The organism is Kitasatospora sp. NPDC048662, from assembly GCF_055587065.1.
Map to the genome: position 1 here is coordinate 26,406 of NZ_JBVJHA010000021.1, position 18,494 is coordinate 44,899.

The following is an 18,494-nucleotide window of genomic DNA, read 5'->3' on the forward strand; positions in this document are numbered from 1 at the left end:
GTGGGCGCCGGTCAGGGGCGCTCGGTGAGGTCCCGGGCGCGCTTGACGTCCTCGGCCATCCGCTCCAGCAGGGCGTCGATGGAGTCGAACTTCTCCATGCCGCGCAGCCAGGCGAGGAAGTCGACGGCGACGTGCTTGCCGTACAGGTCGAGGCCGACCCGGTCGATGGCGTAGGCCTCGACGGTGCGGGTGGTGCCGTCGAAGGTCGGGTTGGTGCCGACCGAGATCGCGGCGGGCATGGTCTCGTCGTCGGCGATCAGCCAGCCCGCGTACACGCCGTCGGTGGGGATCGCCGAGTACGGGACGGTGTCCACGTTGGCGGTGGGGTAGCCGAGTTCGCGGCCGCGCTGGGCGCCCCGGACGACCACGCCCTCGACCCGGTGCGGGCGGCCGAGGACCTCGGCGACGCCCGCCATGTCGCCGGCCGCGACCAGGCGGCGGCACAGGCTGGACGAGAACGGCTCGCCGTCGCCGGCGGCGCCGCGCACCTGCAGGTCGAGCACCTCGACCGCGAAGTCGTCGGCCCGGCCGAGCTCGGCGAGCAGTTCCACATTGCCCGCCGCGCGGTGCCCGAAGCGGAAGTTGGGGCCTTCGACCACGGCCTTCGCGCGCAGCGCGTCGACCAGCACCGAGCGCACGAAGTACTCCGGCGACTCCTGGGAGAACTCGGCGGTGAACGGCAGCACCAGCACGGCGTCCACGCCGAGTTGCTCGATCAGTTCGGCCCGCCGGTGCTGCGGGGCGAGCAGCGGCGGGTGGCTGCCCGGGCGGACCACCTCGCTGGGGTGCGGGTCGAAGGTGACGACGACCGACCTCGCCCCCAGCTCCCCGGCCAGCTCGACCACCCGATTGATGATCAGCTGGTGTCCGCGGTGGACCCCGTCGAACGATCCGATGGTGACGACGCTGCGCCCCCAGTCCCCTGGGATCTCCTCCAGGCCGTGCCAGCGCTGCACCTGACCGCTCCTTGTTCCTACGGTGTGCACACCCGGTGCACTCGAAAGACCGAAACCGAACTCCTATAGCGTGCCATGCGACCGACCCTGCCCAGGTACCGGAAGGCCCCCGGTGTGACCGGTCAGACGGCCGCCGGTCCGGTCCACCTGCCGTTCGGCCTCCGCGGCGGCGTGCTGCGGGTCCCGGCCGGCCGCGACGAGTGTCCGCATCCTGGTCAGCCGGGGCCCCGCGGGCGAGGGCGCGGCCTCCGTGGGCCAGTCGGCCAGCAGCCGGGCGAAACCGGCCCAGCGGGCCGCGCAGCGCACCAGGACGGCGTCCGCTCCGGGCCAGCGGTCGGCGATCCGGTGCAGCAACTCGCGCACCCGGGACGCCGGATGGCCGGCGTGCCGGGCCGCCAGCGCCTCCAGTACGGCGCCCAGCACCCCAGGGTCCCGCTCGGCGGCCAGCAGGGCGTCCAGCAGCCCCGCACGGCCCTTCCCGGGGGCGGCCAGCACCGGCGCGAAGCGGGCCCGCTCCGGGGGGCCGGCGGCGAGCACCGCCGGCAGCAGCGGGCGGGCGTCCCGTCCGGCGTCCAGCAACCGGTCCAGGTGGTCGGCGATCTGCCCGGTCCGCTCGGGCCGTTCGCGCAGCAGCTCGGCCGCGAGCAGCACCCCGGAGCGCACCACCGCCGGGTCCGCCGCCCGGTCGAGCACCCGCAGCCCGTCGCCGACCCGCGCCCCGGGCAGCTTCAGCCGGTCGCGGACGGCGGACAGCACCTGGGCCGGGTACTCCTCGACGAGTTCGCCCAGCACCTCCTCGGTCAGGAACGGGTCGCCCGCCCGGTACGCGGCCAGCGCCGCCGGCAGGTGTTCGGCCCGGGCCTGCGGGTCGCGCACCAGCAGCGCCAGCGCCGCGCCGTGCAGCGCCGGCTCCTCCTCCCGGTCCAGCAGGGCGCGGGCGGCCAGCCGCAGCAGCTGCGCGCCCGAGCCGCCCGCGTGCGGGACGGTGCGCAGGGCGTGCACGGCGGCCGCGACGTGCCGTTCGGGGCGCGGGTCGTGGGCCCACCGGTCGACCGCCCGGCACAGCGCGGACGGCTCGCGCTCGGCGAGCCGCCCGAGCAGCGCGTCGGCGCGCGGGTGCGCGGCGGCGACCAGGGCCTCCGTCAACTCGTCCAGGGCCAGCGTCCGGTGCTCGAACAGCAGCGCGTCGGCGAGCTCGGCGGCGCCCGGCCCGGCGTGCTCGTACCAGCCGCACAGCAGCGGCAGCACGGTGTGCGGGTCGGCGGCGAGCAGCTCCGCGACGCTCTCCCGCACCGCCTCCGGCTCGCCGTCCGGGTCGGCGGCCAGGCGTCCGAGCAGCGCGACCCGGTCGGCGGCGGGCAGCGGCAGGCCGGCCCAGAACGCCGGGCCGAAGCGCTCGTCCCACCCGGCCCGCTCGACCAGCAGTTCCAGCAGCTCCCGGTGGGCGCCCGGCTCGGGGCTGGCGGCGATGCCGTCGGCCAGCAGCCGGCCCGCCCACCAGTCCGGGTCGCCGCCGGGCTCGGCGCGCTCCAGCGCCAGCCGGATCCGGTGCAGCCACCCGTCCAGCGCCCCCGCGCCGCGCGCCGCACCGACCCGGCGCAGTGCCCCCACCACCACGCCGACCCGGGCCCGGCCGACCGCGCCCTGACGGCCCGCCACTGGGGAGGTCGCCGCGGGCGGAAGCACCTTTCGATCGGTCAACTCGCCGGCACTGACTCCGGCTTCGTTCGCCTCGCCCTCCGCCAGCAGCAGCCGCAGGGCCGCGTCCAGGTCCAGGTGCAGGCTCTGCAGCCACTCCCCCCACTCCTCGTGGCCGGCCCGGCGCCCGGTGCCCGCCGGGACCAGCAGGCGTTCCTCGTGGACGGCCCGCGCCCAGCCGCCGACGGCCGGGAACAGCCGCTCGAACTCCTCGGCGGGCAGCGCCCCGTCGCCCGCGCCGAGCATCAGCCGGGCGGCCTCGTGCAGTCGGCCGGCGGCGACGGCGGCCAGCCGCCGCACCTGCCGGGCGTCCTCGCCGGGCGGGACGGGGCCGCCGCGCCGGTGGCGGCGCTGGCCGCCGGGGGTGAGCGCGACCCGGCGGGCGACGGTCAGGCAGGCCAGGTCCAGCCAGCCGTCGAAGAGTTCGGTGCGGTCGGCGACCGGCCCGAGCGCGCCCGCGCCGCGCAGGTCGCCGGCCAGGCGCAGCGCCAGTGGGTGGCCGCGGTCGGCGGGGCCGAGGAAGGCCTCGGGCAGCCCGTAGCGGCGCCCGGCCCGGGCCGCCGCGTCGTCGGTGAGCGGGCCCAGCCAGAGCGCCCGGGCGGTGGCCCGCCAGGGGCCGAGCTGCTCCCAGGCGTCCGGGCGGCAGGCGACCAGGGCGCGGGCGTGGTGGGTGCGCAGCCATTCCAGGCCGGTGGCCAGCCAGGGCACGGTGAGCTCGCGCGGCGCCTCCTCGGGCCCGTCCAGCACCACGAGCAGCGGGCGGCCGCTGTCCGCGCACCGTTCGGCGAGTTCCGCCGGGCCGACCTCGGGGACGCCCAACTGCCGTGCGGCGGTGGCGAGTCGGCGGTGCAGGGTGTCGCCGATGGTGTGGTCGCCGGGGGCCAGGTCGGCGCCGCGCAGCCACAGCGTGGGCAGGGGTTCGGCGGCGCCGGCCCGGCGGACGGCGAGCGCGGCGAGTTCGGTGGTGCGCCCGCTGCCGGCGTGGCCGAGCAGCACGGTCAGGGTGTCCTGCGGTTCCTCGCCGCTCAGGCCGTCGGGCCGGTCCACCCGGTCGGCGGCGAGTTCGGTGATCCGGCCGGGCCCGGCGGTGGCGGCGTCCAGCTGGGCGGCCGTCAGGCGCAGTCCGCCGGCCAGGTTGAGGGCGCGGCCGAACGCGGGCACGCCGGAGGCGTTGCGGGCCAGCAGCAGCCCGAGCGGGCCGCCGCCGGGCGGGCCTGGCAGGGACAGCGGGACGGCCGCCACCCCGGACCCGGCGGCGGTGCGCACCCGGGGCGCGACGACGCCCAGCACGGCTCCGGTGCCGGGGTCCAGCACGGGCGCGCCGGCCACCGGCGTCACCGCGAGGTCGAGCAGCAGCACGCCCGGTACCGTCCGGGTCTGCGCGCCGTCCCCGCAGCGGCCGTTCTCCCGGCCGAGCAGGGCGCCGCGGGCCAGCACGGGCACGCCGTCCTCCCGGCGCTGGTGCGGCACCACGACGGGGCCGCCGGTCTCGCCCCGCCCGATCGGCAGCGCGCGGCCGGGCACCCCGCCGACGGCGGTGGTGCGCAGCAGTGCCAGCCCGTGCTCCGGCAGCAGGTCGACGCTGTCCGGCCCGAGCACCCGGGACTGCCCGCCCGGGGTGTGCAGCACCAGCCGGGGCAGGCCCGCCACCACCTCGTGCGCCGTCACCACCGTGCCCTGCCGGTCGGCGACGAACCCGAGGCCGCACAGCCGGCCCTGCACGTCCCGGATCCGCAGCAGCCCGTGCGCCGGGTCTCCCGCAAAACCGGGGCTCGCGCCCTCGCCCATCCCGCCAGTCCTCCCGCCGCCGCGCCTCTCGCTCCCACCGGCCGCTCCACCGGCCGCCGGTCAGCTTGCCCCCCCACCAGCCCCACAGCACCCCGCGCGCCCCGCTCACCACACCCGTTCACTTCGCGCGCCCCCCGCGACACGCCGCGCACCGCCCGGCCGGCCCCGCTCCCGCCCGCCGAAAGCCCGTGGGCCGGGCGGCTCCCGGTCTGCCACCATCCCGGCATGGACGTCCGCCTCGCCCCCTGGACCGGCTCCCACTTCGCCCTGCTGGAGCGCATCAACACCCCGGTGATGCGCCGGCACGTCGGCGGCCCGGAGAGCGCGGAGCAGCTGCTGCACCGCCACCGTCGCTACCTCGAACTCCCCGCCCTGGGCGGCGTGATGTTCGCGGTCCTGGCGGACGGCGAACCCGCCGGTTCGATCGCCTACCACCGCCGCGGCTGGCAGGGCGAGGAGATCTACGAGACCGGCTGGAACGTCCTGCCCGGGTTCCAGGGCCGCGGCATCGCCCTCGCCGCCGGCCGCCTGATGCTGGCCGCCCTGCGCGAGGTGACCGCCGCGGACCTCACCGCCCCCGGCACCCTGCACGCCTTCCCGGCCACCGACAACGCCCCCTCCAACGCCCTCTGCGCCCGCCTCGGCTTCACCGACGCCGGCCCGTGCGCCTTCGAGTACCCCCGGCGCTCGGGGCGCTTCCTGCACAGCAACGACTGGCACCTGGCGCTGCGCTGAGACGCCGAGCGGCCCCGGCGGAGTGCTCTCCACCGGGGCCGCTCAAGCCAGTTGACGCCGCGTCAGCCGACGAACACCGCAACCGGCTTGGCCTTGCCGGCGTGCTCCTCGACCAGCGCCAGGAAGCGGCCGTCCGGGTCGAAGACCGCGATCGGGCCGTCCACGCCGAGACCGGGGGCGGGCAGCCGCATGCCGTTGGAGAGCAGCTTGGCCTGCTCGGCGTCGATGTCCCAGCGCGGGAACGCGGCAGCGGCCGCGTCGGCGATCGGCAGGACCTCCAGCTTCTCCTCCAACTGCTCCAGCGTGTGCGCGGATTCGACCGCGTACGGGCCGACCTTGGTGCGGCGCAGCATGGTCAGGTGGCCGCCGACGCCGAGCGCGGCGCCCAGGTCGCGGGCCAGCGCGCGGATGTAGGTGCCGGAGGAGCACTCCACCGTCACATCGAGGTCGAGCACCGGCGTGCCGTCCTCGGCGACGGCGGGGCGCATCCCGTGCACGGTGAAGGAGTGCACGGTGGTCGGCCGGGCGGCGAGTTCGAAGTCCTCGCCCTCGCGGACCCGCGCGTACGAGCGCTTGCCGTCGATCTTGATGGCGCTGACCTTGGACGGCACCTGCATGATCTCGCCGGTGAGCTTGGCGATCTCGGCGTCGATCGCCTCCCGCGTCACACCGTCCGCCGGAGCGGAGCCGGTGACCTCGCCCTCCCGGTCGTCGGTGACGGTGGTCTGCCCGAGCCGGATCGTGGCGTCGTAGGTCTTGGCGGTGAGCATCAGGTGCCCGAGCAGCCGGGTGGCCCGCTCGACGCCGATCACCAGCACGCCGGTGGCCATCGGGTCGAGGGTGCCGGCGTGACCGACCTTGCGGGTGCCGGCCAGCCGGCGGAGCTTGGCGACCACGCCGTGCGAGGTGATGCCCTCCGGCTTGTCGACGATGACCAGCCCGTCGGGGCCCGTCCCTTTACGCTTCATCGCTTCATCATCGTTTCAAAATCTGCGCGCATTCCTGCGCGGCCGCCTTCGCAGCCGCCTTCGCGGCCGGTCGAAGCCCGTCCACCGAACCGGACGAGCCTAACGCCCGCTCTCCTCCGCCAGTGCCACCCGGAACCGTTCCACGGTCTCCGGCACCCCGGCCCGGGCGGAGAACCCGGCCGCGAAGACGTGCCCGCCGCCGTCCAGCCGGGCGCACGCCGCGGCCACGTCGACCGCGCCCCGGGAGCGGCAGGAGCCGCGCAGGGTGCCGTCCGGGTCCTGCTTGAGCACCAGCGCGACGTCCGCCTCGGCGGGCTTGCGCAGCACGTCGATCAGGCCCTCGATCTCCTCCACGGTGACGCCGAACAGCGCCAGGTCCTGGTACGGCACCCAGGTCCACACCAGGCCGTGCCCGCCGGCCTGCTCGGGCTCGAACACGGCGCGCTCCAGCGCCCCGGCGAGCACTTTCAGGAAGCCGAAGGAGGTGGTGTCCCACAGTTGACGGGAGATCAGGTCGTGCCGGATCCCGGTGGCCAGCATCCGCCCGGCCATCTCGTGGGTGGCGGGCGTGGTGGCCCGGTACTTGAACGAGCCGGTGTCGGTGGCGATGCCGGTGTACAGGCAGGTCGCGATCGGCTGGTCCAGCGGGACCCGCAGCCGGCGCAGCAGTTCGTCCACCAGCGCGGCGGTGGCGGGCGCGGACGGGTCGATCAGCCGGACGTCGCCGAAGCCCGGGTTGGAGGCGTGGTGGTCGAAGACCACCAGGCCGGCGGCGGCGAACGCCTTGTCGCGCAGCAGGCCGAGCCGGTCCTCGGAGGCGGCGTCGAAGGCCAGGACCAGCGCGGGCGCGTCGGGGATCGCGGCGGCCGGGACGATCAGTTCCTGCCCGGGCAGGAAGGACAGCGACTCGGGGATGATCTGCGGGTCCTCGCCGAACGACACCCGCACCCGCTTGCCGAGGCCGCGCAGGGCCAGCGCGGCGGCCAGCGCGGAACCCAGCGCGTCGCCGTCGGGGCAGATGTGGCAGATCAGGTCGATCTCGTCGGCGCCCGCGATCAGTTCGAGGGTCCGCGCCCACTCCTGCGCGAACGGACCGTCCGGCGGCTGCGCCCCGGGTTCGGGCGACGCCCCGCTGCGAGGGCCCGGAAGCACCGCGAGGGCGGTCTCCACCTCAACAGTGGAGACCGCCCCCGGGGCGCCGGACTCGGCCGGCTTCCCGGCCGTGGTCACTCGTCCTCGTCGTCGTCGCGGGCCGACTTGTACGGGTCGGCGTCGCCGGCGTAGGTGGCCCCGGCGGCGGCGGTGCGGACGGCGGCGTCGGAGACCCGGGCCTTGTCCAGCAGGTCGTCGATGTTCCGGGCGTTGTCCGGCAGGGCGTCGGCGACGAAGGTCAGGGTCGGCGTGAACCGCACCCCGGTCTGCTTGCCGACCTCGGAGCGCAGGATGCCCTTGGCGCTCTCCAGCGCGGCCGCGCTGGACTCCCGCTCGGTCTCGTCACCGTAGACGGTGTAGAAGACGGTGGCCTCGCGCAGGTCACCCGTCACCCGGGCGTCGGTGATGGTGACGTACCCGAGTCGCGGGTCCTTGATCCGGCGCTGCAGGGTCTCCGCCACGACCACCTGAATGCGGTCGGCGAGCTTGCGCGCCCTTGCGGTGTCGGTCACGTTGCCTTGCCTCCTCGTGCAATAGGCGCGGTACCCGGGTCATGACCTCGACCCGGTGGGGCCCTCTCCCCAACGTACCCGCCCGCGCCCAGCCTTGTGGGCGCTCCGGTTCCGATGCGGGTGTGACGGTGGTGACGCCCGCAGGTCATTCGTCGCCGTCGTGGTGGTGCCGCCTCCTCGCGGAGAGCAGCATCACCTCGGGGCGGCCGGCGACGAGCCGCTCACAGCTGTCCAGGATCTCGTTGACGTACCCGGCGTCGCCGGACACCACCGCACAGCCGATCTCGGCCCTGCGGTGCAGATCCTGGTTCCCGACCTCTGCGGCGCACACGCTGTACTTGCGCTGCAGTTCGGCCACGATGGGCCGCACGATCGACCGTTTCTCCTTCAGCGAGTGCACGTCGCCGAGGAGCAGGTCGAAGGTGAGAGTTCCTACGTACATGAAGTGACAGGCCTGGCCGGCCTGGGGGCCTCGAAGGATTCCCGACAGCCAGGACCCTAACAGCGCGGCCGGGGCCGGCCAACGGGATAACTGCACCCCGTCGGCCGACCCCGGTCAGCAGCCGTTACGCGCGCGGCTTCTCGCGCATCTCGTAGGTCTCGATGACATCGTCGATCTTGATGTCGTTGAACGAGCCCAGCGTGACACCGGCCTCGAAGCCCTCGCGGACCTCGGTCGCGTCGTCCTTGAAGCGGCGCAGACCCTCGATGTTGAGGTTCTCCGCCACGACCTTGCCGTCGCGCAGCAGGCGGGCCTTGGTGTTGCGGCGGATGATGCCTTCGCGCACCAGGACACCGGCGATGTTGCCGAACTTGGAGGAGCGGAACACCTCGCGGATCTCCGCGGAGCCGAGGCGCACCTCCTCGTACTCGGGCTTGAGCAGGCCCTTGAGCGCGGCCTCGATCTCCTCGATCGCCTGGTAGATGACCGAGTAGTACCGGATGTCGACGCCCTCGCGCTCGGCCGCGGTACGGGCACGCCCCTCGGCGCGCACGTTGAAGCCGATGATGATGGCGTCCGAGCCCATCGCCAGGTCCACGTCGGACTCGGTGATGGCACCCACACCGCGGTGCAGCACGCGCAGCTCGACCTCTTCGCCCACGTCCAGCTTGACGAGGGCGTCTTCCAGGGCCTCGACCGAACCGGAGACGTCACCCTTGATGATGAGGTTGAGCTTCTCGATGTTGCCGGCGGCCAGCGCGGCCTCGAAGCCCTCCAGCGACACGCGGACGCGGCGCTGGGCCATCGAGGCGTTGCGGTCGCGGGCGGCGCGCTTCTCGGCGATCTGACGGGCGGTGCGGTCCTCGTCGACGACGATGAAGCTGTCGCCGGCGCGGGGCACCGAGGTCAGACCGAGCAGCAGCACCGGACGGGACGGGCCGGCCTCGGAGAGGCTGTTGCCGTTCTCGTCCAGCATCGCGCGGACGCGGCCGTAGGAGTCGCCGACCACGATCGAGTCGCCGACCCGCAGGGTGCCGCGCTGGACGAGCAGCGTCGCCATGGCGCCGCGGCCCTTGTCCAGGTGGGCTTCGATCGCGATGCCCTGGGCGTCCTGCTCGGGGTTGGCGCGCAGGTCGAGCGAGGCGTCCGCGGTCAGGACCACGGCCTCCAGCAGTTCCTCGATGTTGAGGCCCTGGCGGGCGGAGATGTCGACGAACATGGTGTCGCCGCCGTACTCCTCGGCCACCAGACCGAACTCGGTCAGCTGGCCGCGGACCTTGGTCGGGTCGGCACCCTCGACGTCGATCTTGTTGACGGCGACCACGATCGGCACCCCGGCGGCCTTGGCGTGGTTGAGCGCCTCGACCGTCTGCGGCATGACACCGTCGTTGGCCGCGACCACCAGGATCGCGATGTCGGTGGACTTGGCACCACGGGCACGCATGGCGGAGAACGCCTCGTGACCCGGGGTGTCGAGGAAGGTGATCGGGCGCTGCTCGCCGTTCACCTCGGTGACCACCTGGTAGGCACCGATGTGCTGGGTGATGCCGCCGGCCTCGCCCGCGACCACGTTGGTCTTGCGGATCGCGTCCAGCAGTCGGGTCTTACCGTGGTCGACGTGACCCATGACGGTCACGACCGGCGGACGCGGAGCCAGCTGCTCCTCGTCGCCCTCGTCCGCGCCGAAGTCGATGTCGAACGACTCCAGCAGCTCGCGGTCCTCGTCCTCCCGGCTGACGATCTCCAGCACGAAGCCCATCTCGTCCGCCAGCAGCTGCAGCGTGGCGTCGGAGACCGACTGGGTGGCGGTGACCATCTCACCGAGGTTGAACATGACGGAGACGAGCGCGGCCGGGTTGGCGTTGATCTTCTCCGCGAAGTCCGTCAGCGACGCACCGCGCGACAGGCGAACGGTCGAGCCGTTGCCGCGCGGCAGCATCACACCGCCGACGGACGGGGCCTGCATGGCCTCGTACTCCTGGCGCTTCGCGCGCTTCGACTTCCGGCCACGCGCCGGACGGCCACCGGGGCCGCGACCGAACGCACCCTGCGTGCCACCACGGGCACCCGGGCCACCGGGACGACCGCCGAAGCCACCGGGACGGGCACCGCCGCCACCGAAGCCGCCGCCACCACCGGCGCCACCCGGACGGGGACCACCGAAGCCGCCACCGGCCGGACGCGAGCCCGGACCGGCCGGACGGCCCTGGAAGCCCGGACGGGCGCCACCCGGGGCACCCGGACGCGCACCGGGACCACCCGGACGCGCACCGGCACCCGGACCCGGACGCGGGCCCGGACGCTGCGGCATCATGCCGGGGTTCGGACGGGGCATCCCGGACGGGCTCGGCGCACCCGGGCGCGGAGCGGCCGGACGCGGCATGCCGTCGGGACGGGGGGCACCGGCACCCGGAGCACCGGGACGCGGAGCGCCACCGGGACGGGGACCGCGCTCACCGGCCGGGGCGCCCGGACGCGGAGCACCAGCACCCGGACCACCGGGACGCGGGGCGCCGCTGGGGCGCGGACCGCGCTCACCGGCCGGACCACCCGGACGCGGAGCACCGGCACCGGGAGCACCCGGACGCTGGCCACGCTCGCCGGCCGGACCACCCGGACGCGGGGCGGACGGACGGGCCATGCCCGAAGCGCCACCGGAGGTGAAGGGGTTGTTGCCCGGACGCGGGCCGGCCGGACGCGGGCCCGGACGGGCCGCGGGGTTGGCCGGGGCCGGCCGCGGGGCGGCCGGACGCGCCGGAGCCTCACCGGCCGGAGCCGGGGAGGAGAACTCGGCCGCCGGGGCGGGCGCGGCCGGCGCGGCCGGACGGGCCGCCGGGCGCGGACCCGGGGTCGGCGCCCCGGCGGGCTTCGGCGCGGCCGAGCCCGCGGCGGGCGCGGGAGTGGGACGGGGACCCGGCGTCGCGGTCGGACGCGGGCCGGGGGTGGGGGCACCCGGCTTGGGTGCGGCCGAACCGGCACCGCCGGACGGCTGGGGCGCCGCGGGCTTCCGCGGGCCAGGCTTCGCGGAGGACGCGCCGCCGGACGGCGGGGTCGCTCCCAAAGCGTCAGTCAACTTGCGCACGACCGGCGCCTCGATCGTCGAGGACGCCGAACGCACGAACTCACCCAGCTCGGTGAGCTTGGCCATGACGGCCTTGCTCTCCAAGCCAAGCTCCTTGGCGAGTTCGTATACCCGGACCTTAGCCACTTCGCTCCTGTCTATACGTCCGGGGTATTCGTCCGCCGGACTGTCGCTACTTCATGGGCGTACTCATCGCGTACTCATCGAGTGCTCATCGCAATCTCGACCTACTTCCATCTCGCGAGGTACCTGACTGGGCGCACGGCGGCGTACCCACTGCCGTGCGCTGGTGCGTGTTGCCGGGCGCGAGGCCCGTCAGCGAGCCGACTGACCGTCGGCCGGACTTGCTCCTGTCCCGACGTACTCCCGCAGGGCGCCGGGTTCGAGCGTGCCCTGGACCCGGAGGGCCCTCGGGAACGCGCGGCGACGGACCGCGAGGTCGAGGCAGGTCGGTACGGGGTGCAGATACGCGCCCCGGCCCGGCAGTGTGCCGCGAGGATCGGGGACGCACTCGCCCTCGCCCGCCACGACACGCAGCAGCTCGTGCTTGGCCGCCCGCTTGCGGCAGCCCACGCAGGTGCGTTCAGGGCATGCGCGGACATGCGTCCGGCCAGACACGTTCAAGTCTACCCCTCCGAAGGGACTCGCCGCCGCCGAGTAGATCTCCGGAGGCTAGCAACAACGTTCTTACCGGTCCGAGGATTCCCCGGCCGGGGCCTCGGTGTCCGGACGGATGTCGATCCGCCAGCCGGTGAGCCGGGCGGCCAGGCGGGCGTTCTGCCCCTCCTTGCCGATCGCCAGCGACAGCTGGTAGTCCGGCACGATCACCCGGGCCGAACGCTGGGCCAGGTCGACGATCTCCACCTTGGTCACCCGCGCGGGCGACAGCGCGGCGGCGACCATCTCGGCCGGGTCCTCCGACCAGTCGACGATGTCGATCTTCTCGCCGTGCAGCTCGGCCATCACGCCGCGCACCCGCAGGCCGTTCGGGCCGATGCAGGCACCCTTCGCGTTCAGGCCCTGCCTGCGCGACCACACCGCGATCTTGGTGCGGTGGCCGGCCTCACGGGCGATCGCCGCGATCTCCACCGAGCCGTCCGCGATCTCCGGAACCTCCAGCGCGAACAGCCGCTTCACCAGGTTCGGGTGGGTCCGCGACAGGGTGACCGACGGACCGCGCACACCGCGCCGCACGCCCACCACGTAGCACTTCAGCCGGGTGCCGTGCCGGTAGTCCTCGCCCGGGACCTGCTCCTGCGGCGGCAGGATGGCCTCCAGCTTGCCGATGTCGACCAGGATGTTCTTCGGGTCGTTGCCCTGCTGGACGACACCGGTGACGATGTCGCCCTCCTTACCGGCGTACTCGCCGAAGGTCTGGTCGTCCGCGGCGTCCCGCAGCCGCTGCAGGATGACCTGCTTGGCGGTGGACGCGGCGATCCGGCCGAACCCGCTCGGGGTGTCGTCGAACTCCTTGGGCTCCACGCCCTCGTCCAGCTCGGCGGCGTCCTCCAGGGCCCACACCGTCACGTGGCCGGTCTTGCGGTTCAGCTCCACCCGCGCCCGGCGGCGCGAGCCCTCGGTGCGGTGGTACGCGATGAGGAGGGCCGACTCGATCGACTCGACCAGCAGGTCGAACGGCACGCCCTTCTCGGTGACCAGCCCGCGCAGGGCACTCATGTCGATGTCCACGATTACGCCTCCTCTTCCTCTTCGTCCGTGTCCGCGATGTCGGCGGCGGCGTCGAGCAGTTCCTCGTCCTTGCGGTTGAACTCGACCTGCACCCGGGCCCGCGCGATCTCCGCGAACTCCAGTCGGCGCTCCTTGGGGCGGCCGCGCCCCTTCACCGGCTGCACCTCGACCAGTGCGCCGTCCTCGTCGCTCTCCAGCACCCGCGCGGTCAGTTCCGCGCCGTCCACCAGCTTGATCGCCGCCAGCCGGCCGGTCGCCCGGCGCCAGTGCCGCGGCTCGCTCAGCGGGCGCTCCGCACCCGGCGAGCCGACCTCCAGCAGGTACGGGGCGTCACCCATCAGGTCCGACTCGTCCAGCGCCTGGCCGACCAGGCGGGAGAACTCGGCGATCGCGTCCAGGTCGACGCCGCCGTCGGCGTCCACGTCGATCTGCACCTGGCGGCGGCTGCCGGCCTGGGTCACCTTGACCTCTTCGAGGTCCAGCCCGGACTCGGCGGCCAGCGGCTCCAGCAATGTGCGCAGCCGGTCAGTGGGGGTGGTGCTCATCCGGGTGACTCCTCGGCCGCGTCTGCTGTTGTCGGAGGTGCTAACTCACCGCGAAGCCTATCCGGTCAACCCCCGAACCGCCGATTCCGACCCGGGCCGGGGCCGCCTCGCTGCGAGGAACGTCACAACCACGCGTTACTGTCCAAGCTCTCGCCGGGAACGCCCGGCTCGGGAATGATCCCTCCCGACGGGGGCGTCCGGCCCCACGACCACGCTGGAGTGCCGATGCCCGCGCCCACACGGCGGTCCTTCCTCACGCTCGGGGCGCTCGGCGGGCTCCACCTCCTCTGCGGCTGCACCGACGAGCACGAGCACACCCCCGGCAAGGCCGCCGAGGACGCCGACCGGCCGCTGCGGCTGCGCCAGCTCGCCGCCACCGACACACTGCTCGCCGACTACGCCGCCGTGCTCGCGGCGAGCCCCGCCGACGCCGACCGGCTCGGCGACCTGCGCGAGGACGTGCTCCAGCACCGCGAGGCACTCGCCCAGTCACTGCCCTCTCCCTCCCCCACCGCCGCCGGTACCGGCACGGCCCGCAGCGTCGCCGACCTGGCCGCATCCGAACGCCGCACCGCGGGCCTGCGGCTGGCCGACCTGGCCGCCGCCTCCCCCGCGCTGGCCAGGACCCTCGCCTCGGTGGCCGCCTCCGGCGCCGCGCACGCCACCGCCCTCGGCGACACCGGCCCCCTCACCGAGGACGCCTCCCCGTCCCCGTCCACCTCAACGGCCGCCCTGCCCGCGGCCGACGCCGCCGCCCTCCAGTCCGCGCTCGCCGCCGAACACGCCGCCGTGTACGGCTACGGCGTGGTGGGCGCCTTCCTGCCGGTCGGCCCGCAACGCGAGGACGGACGCGCCGCGTACGCCGCCCACCAGGCCCGCCGGGACGCCTGGCAGCGGCTGCTCACCACCGGCGGCGTCTCCCCCACCGCCGCCGCACCCGGCTACCGGCTCCCGTTCCCGGTCAAGGACGCCACCACCGCCACCCAGCTCGCCGCCCACCTGGAAACCCAACTCACCGCCGCCTACGCCGACCTCTGCGCCACCACCACCCTCCGCCCCCGGGCCGCCACCGCCCTGCGCGAATCCGCCCTCCGCGCCGCCCACTGGGGCGCCGACCTCCCCGCCCTCCCCGGCCTCACCCCCACCGACCCCACCCCGGCCGCCGGCTAGCACCCCGGGCCGGACGCTGCGCGATGATGGACGGTATGTCCGCACAGCCCGCGCAGTTCACCGTCCCCGAGCGTCTGGCCGAGTCGGTCCGGGCCGGGGGTGATCCGGGCGAGGCGGAGTGGCTGGCCGCGTTGCCGTCGCGGTTCGCGGAGCGGCTGGCCGACTGGGGGCTGGTGCTGGAGCGGGTGGCGCAGCCCGGCGGGCGGGGCGGCGTGGTCGGGTACGCGTACCGGGCCGAGGACCGGACGCCGGTGGCGGTGAAGGCGCTGCGGCCGGCCGCCGACCCGGCGGCCGAGGCGGCGGCGCTGCGGGTGTGGGCCGGGCGCGGGGCGGTGCTGCTGCTCGCCGAGGCGGAGGCGGACCGGATGCTGCTGCTGGAGCGGCTTCACGGCGAGATCCCGCTGCGCTCGCTCGCGGAGGCGAAGGCGACGCTGGAGGCCACCAGCCTGCTGCGTCGCCTGTGGGTGGAGCCGCCCGCCGGGCACGCGTTCACGGCACTCGCCGAGCATGCCGAACGGCTGTCCTCGCGGATCGCCGAGCGGCGGGCCCTGCCGGGTGCGGCGGAGGCCGCTCCGCTGGTGGACGAGGCGCTGGAGGCGGTGGCGCTGGCCTCGGACGGCGGCGGGTGGCTGCTGCACGGGGACTTCCACCACGGGCGGGTGCTGGCCGCCGACCGGGCACCGTGGCTGGCCGTCGGGCCGCGTCCGGTGGTGGGTGACCGGGCGTACGACCTGGCCCGGCTGGTGCTGGACCGGGTGGAGACCCTGGCGGCCGCGCCCGGTCCTCGGGGCGCGGCCCGCCGGCGCCTGGCGCAGCTGTCGGAGGCGGTGGAGCTGCCCGCCGACCGGGTGCGGGCCTGGGCGCTGCTGCGGGCCGTGGACATCGCGCTGGCGGCGCTCGCCCGGGGCGAGGTGGCGGGCGCGGAGCTCCATCTGGAGTTCGCGGCTTGGCTGTGAGGACGGCGCGCGCCACCGCCCGGGACGCAAGTAGTAACGTCCCGCTTCATGGAGCAGCTCACCGGGGTGACGATCGAGGCCATTGACCTGGCGGCATGGGCGCCTGCCGTGCTGGAGGTCCAGGCGGTCGCGTTCGGGCTGGGTCCGCAGGAGGTGGCGGTGCGGCTGCCGATCATCGGCCGGCACGCGTTGCAGCCGGGGGTGATCGCGCTGGGTGCGATGGCGCAGGGCCGGCTGGTCGGTTTCGGCTACGGGATGCCCAACCAGCGCACCCACTGGTGGTCGACGGTGATCGAGCCGTACCTGGCGGCGCGCGGCCTCGCGGACTGGCTGGACGGGGTGTTCGCGGTGACCGAGCTGCATGTGCTGCCGGAGTGTCAGGGCCTGGGCGTGGGTACCCGGCTGATCCGCACGCTGTGCGAGCGCTCCGGTCTGGACCGTTCGATCCTGTCGGCGATCGACGCGGAGACCCCGGCGCGCCGGCTCTACCGCTCGCTCGGCTACCGGGACTTGGCGCCGGCGGTGCGCTTCCCGAACACGGCCCGGCCGTACGCGGTGATGGGTGCGTACCTGCCGCTGCGCGACCCCGCACGCCCCTGACGCGCCGTCGGATGCCGCACCGTCGGATGCCGCACCGTCGGAAGCGGCAGCGTCAGAACAGCACGCTCATGAACGCGCCGACCTCGCGGAAGCCGACCCGGCGATAGGCGGCGCGGGCCCGGAGGTTGAAGTCGTTGACGTACAGCGACACCACCGGGGCGACCTCGGCGAGGGCGGTGTTGACGACCGCGGCCATGCCGCTCTCCGACAGTCGCTTGCCGCGGTGCTCGGGGGCCACCCAGACGCCCTGGATCTGGCAGGCACCGGCCGTGACGGCGCCGATCTCGGCCTTGAAGACGACCTTGCCGTCCTCGTCGAAGCGGGCGAACGACCGTCCGGAGGAGACCAGTTCGGCGACCCGGGCCTGGTAGAGCAGGCCGCCGTCGCCGGCCAGCGGGGAGATCCCGACCTCCTCGGTGAACATCGCGACGCAGGCGGGGATCAGCGCCTCGATCTCGCCGCGGTGCACCCGGCGCACCAGCGGGTCGGGTTCGACCCCGGTGACGGGCGTGGAGGTGGCCATCAGCGGTTGGTGGCCGCGTACGTCGCGGGCCGGGCCCCAGGAGCGTTCCAGCAGGGCCCACAGGGCGGAGACGGCGTCGCCCGGGCCGACGATCGAGGAGCAGCGGCGGCCCTGTCGGCGGGCCCGCTCGGCGAACGCGCGGACGGCCTCCGGGCCGGCGTTGACCGGGACCAGGTTGGCGCCGGCGTAGCAGAGCGCGTCGAGCCGTCCGTCGGCCCCGTACCAGCCCCACATCTCGCCGCCGAGCCGCCACGGGTCGAGACCGACGGCTTCCACCCGGGTGGCGACGAAGGCGTTGGCGACGGGGTCGCGGTGCAGGATCTCCAGCGCCTCGTCGAGGTCGGGCGTCTCCAGCACGCGGGTTGCGGCCAGCGCCCGGGCGACCTGGAACGGGCCGGGCAGCATCACACCTCGATCGAGCACGGGAGGTACCTCTCGCAGGGGGCGGGGCCGCCGAAGTGGGCGGTCCCGCCGGGGACTTCAGACCGTCACTCGGCGGCCACGACGACGGGGGCGCCGGATTCGACACCCTCCTCCTGCATCTGCTCGGCCAGCTTCATGGCCTCCTCGATCAGGGTCTCGACGATCTTCGACTCGGGCACGGTCTTGATCACCTCGCCCTTGACGAAGATCTGGCCCTTGCCGTTGCCGGAGGCGACGCCCAGGTCGGCCTCGCGGGCCTCGCCGGGGCCGTTGACGACGCAGCCCATGACGGCCACCCGCAGCGGCACCTCCATGCCCTCCAGGCCGGCGGTGACCTCCTCGGCGAGCTTGTAGACGTCCACCTGGGCGCGGCCGCAGGACGGGCAGGAGACGATCTCCAGGCCGCGCTCACGCAGGCCCAGCGACTCCAGGATCTGGTTGCCGACCTTGATCTCCTCGGCCGGCGGGGCGGACAGCGAGACCCGGATCGTGTCGCCGATGCCCTCGGCGAGCAGCGCGCCGAACGCCACCGCGGACTTGATGGTGCCCTGGAAGGCCGGGCCGGCCTCGGTGACGCCCAGGTGCAGCGGGTAGTCGCAGGCCGCGGCGAGCTGCCGGTAGGCGTTGATCATCACGACCGGGTCGTTGTGCTTGACCGAGATCTTGATGTCGCGGAAGTCATGCTCCTCGAACAGCGAGCACTCCCACAGCGCGGACTCCACCAGCGCCTCGGGGGTGGCCCGGCCGTACTTCTCCAGCAGGCGCTTGTCCAGCGAGCCGGCGTTGACGCCGATCCGGATCGGCACGCCCGCGTCCCTGGCGGCCTTGGCGATCTCGCCGACCTTGTCGTCGAACGCCTTGATGTTGCCGGGGTTGACGCGCACCGCGGCGCAGCCGGCGTCGATCGCGGCGAACACGTACTTGGGCTGGAAGTGGATGTCGGCGATCACCGGGATCTGCGACTTCTTGGCGATGATCGGCAGCGCGTCGGCGTCGTCCTGCGAGGGGACCGCGACCCGGACGATCTGGCAGCCCGAGGCGGTCAGCTGGGCGATCTGCTGGAGCGTCGCGTTGACGTCCGAGGTCAGCGTGGTGGTCATCGACTGCACCGAGACCGGCGCGTCGCCGCCCACCGGGACGTTGCCGACCATGATCTGCCGTGAGTACCGGCGCTTGGCCAGCGGCTTGAGCGGCAGGGAGGGGATACCGAGCGAGATCGCGGTCATGTGCGCAGTGTTTCCTCTGCAGAAATTCG

General features: G+C 74.6%; 16 protein-coding genes. 4 read left to right on the forward strand and 12 right to left on the reverse strand.

The annotated features are described in order from the left end of the window. Positions 1-11: 11 nt before the first annotated feature. Together ACZ6R9_RS32735 and ACZ6R9_RS32740 are read right to left on the reverse strand one after the other, a co-directional pair. Positions 12-956, reverse strand: a complete 945-nt coding sequence (locus ACZ6R9_RS32735) for a bifunctional riboflavin kinase/FAD synthetase (RefSeq protein ID WP_380488317.1) — start codon at positions 954-956, stop codon at positions 12-14. Between the two features lie 63 nt (positions 957-1,019). After that, entirely contained in the window at positions 1,020-4,442 is a 3,423-nt protein-coding gene (locus ACZ6R9_RS32740) for a serine protease (protein WP_465542327.1), read from the reverse strand. A gap of 225 nt (positions 4,443-4,667) precedes the next feature. Here ACZ6R9_RS32740 and ACZ6R9_RS32745 point away from each other — a divergent pair, with 225 nt between their 5' ends. Next, positions 4,668-5,177 carry a GNAT family N-acetyltransferase gene (locus tag ACZ6R9_RS32745; RefSeq protein WP_465542328.1) on the forward strand — a complete coding sequence of 170 codons (510 nt, stop codon included), beginning with the start codon at positions 4,668-4,670 and terminating at the stop codon, positions 5,175-5,177. 62 nt (positions 5,178-5,239) lie between these two features. Here the strand turns inward: ACZ6R9_RS32745 and truB are convergent, their stop codons facing one another. The 8 genes from truB to rimP all read right to left on the reverse strand — a co-directional run bounded on the left by truB (position 5,240) and on the right by rimP (position 13,567). Next, complete coding sequence (gene truB / locus ACZ6R9_RS32750) at positions 5,240-6,145, reverse strand: tRNA pseudouridine(55) synthase TruB (protein ID WP_465542329.1); 906 nt, start codon at positions 6,143-6,145, stop codon at positions 5,240-5,242. Between the two features lie 99 nt (positions 6,146-6,244). Further along, positions 6,245-7,375, reverse strand: a complete 1,131-nt coding sequence (locus ACZ6R9_RS32755) for a DHH family phosphoesterase (RefSeq protein ID WP_380488313.1) — start codon at positions 7,373-7,375, stop codon at positions 6,245-6,247. Then, the gene (gene rbfA / locus ACZ6R9_RS32760; RefSeq protein WP_380488312.1) at positions 7,372-7,809 is read right to left on the reverse strand and encodes a 30S ribosome-binding factor RbfA; all 438 of its coding nucleotides are present in this window, start codon (positions 7,807-7,809) and stop codon (positions 7,372-7,374) included. Before rbfA ends, ACZ6R9_RS32755 begins: the two co-directional genes overlap by 4 nt. Before the next feature lie 145 nt (positions 7,810-7,954). Then, positions 7,955-8,251: a DUF503 domain-containing protein gene (locus ACZ6R9_RS32765; RefSeq protein WP_380488311.1), complete on the reverse strand. Its 297-nt coding sequence runs from the start codon at positions 8,249-8,251 to the stop codon at positions 7,955-7,957. A gap of 124 nt (positions 8,252-8,375) precedes the next feature. After that, positions 8,376-11,459 carry a translation initiation factor IF-2 gene (gene infB / locus ACZ6R9_RS32770; RefSeq protein ID WP_380488310.1) on the reverse strand — a complete coding sequence of 1,028 codons (3,084 nt, stop codon included), beginning with the start codon at positions 11,457-11,459 and terminating at the stop codon, positions 8,376-8,378. Between the two features lie 189 nt (positions 11,460-11,648). Then, on the reverse strand, positions 11,649-11,951 hold the full coding sequence (locus ACZ6R9_RS32775) for a YlxR family protein (protein ID WP_380488309.1): 303 nt from the start codon (positions 11,949-11,951) through the stop codon (positions 11,649-11,651). Positions 11,952-12,020: 69 nt separating this feature from the next. Next, positions 12,021-13,022 (reverse strand): transcription termination factor NusA, encoded by a 1,002-nt coding sequence (nusA, locus tag ACZ6R9_RS32780; protein WP_380488308.1) that lies wholly within the window; start codon positions 13,020-13,022, stop codon positions 12,021-12,023. Between the two features lie 2 nt (positions 13,023-13,024). Further along, positions 13,025-13,567 carry a ribosome maturation factor RimP gene (gene rimP / locus ACZ6R9_RS32785; RefSeq protein ID WP_380488307.1) on the reverse strand — a complete coding sequence of 181 codons (543 nt, stop codon included), beginning with the start codon at positions 13,565-13,567 and terminating at the stop codon, positions 13,025-13,027. Positions 13,568-13,792: 225 nt separating this feature from the next. Between rimP and ACZ6R9_RS32790 the strand changes: the two genes are divergently transcribed. Genes ACZ6R9_RS32790 through ACZ6R9_RS32800 form a run of 3 tightly spaced genes read left to right on the forward strand, consistent with a single transcriptional unit; the run spans position 13,793 to position 16,293 of the window. Further along, complete coding sequence (locus ACZ6R9_RS32790) at positions 13,793-14,737, forward strand: ferritin-like domain-containing protein (protein ID WP_465542334.1); 945 nt, start codon at positions 13,793-13,795, stop codon at positions 14,735-14,737. Between the two features lie 35 nt (positions 14,738-14,772). Continuing rightward, on the forward strand, positions 14,773-15,693 hold the full coding sequence (locus tag ACZ6R9_RS32795; RefSeq protein ID WP_465542336.1) for an aminoglycoside phosphotransferase family protein: 921 nt from the start codon (positions 14,773-14,775) through the stop codon (positions 15,691-15,693). 48 nt (positions 15,694-15,741) lie between these two features. Beyond that, positions 15,742-16,293, forward strand: a complete 552-nt coding sequence (locus tag ACZ6R9_RS32800) for a GNAT family N-acetyltransferase (protein WP_380488304.1) — start codon at positions 15,742-15,744, stop codon at positions 16,291-16,293. 52 nt (positions 16,294-16,345) lie between these two features. Here the strand turns inward: ACZ6R9_RS32800 and ACZ6R9_RS32805 are convergent, their stop codons facing one another. After that, positions 16,346-17,221, reverse strand: a complete 876-nt coding sequence (locus ACZ6R9_RS32805) for a GNAT family N-acetyltransferase (RefSeq protein WP_380488336.1) — start codon at positions 17,219-17,221, stop codon at positions 16,346-16,348. Between the two features lie 83 nt (positions 17,222-17,304). Beyond that, on the reverse strand, positions 17,305-18,465 hold the full coding sequence (ispG, locus tag ACZ6R9_RS32810) for a flavodoxin-dependent (E)-4-hydroxy-3-methylbut-2-enyl-diphosphate synthase (RefSeq protein WP_380488303.1): 1,161 nt from the start codon (positions 18,463-18,465) through the stop codon (positions 17,305-17,307). Positions 18,466-18,494: the final 29 nt, after the last annotated feature.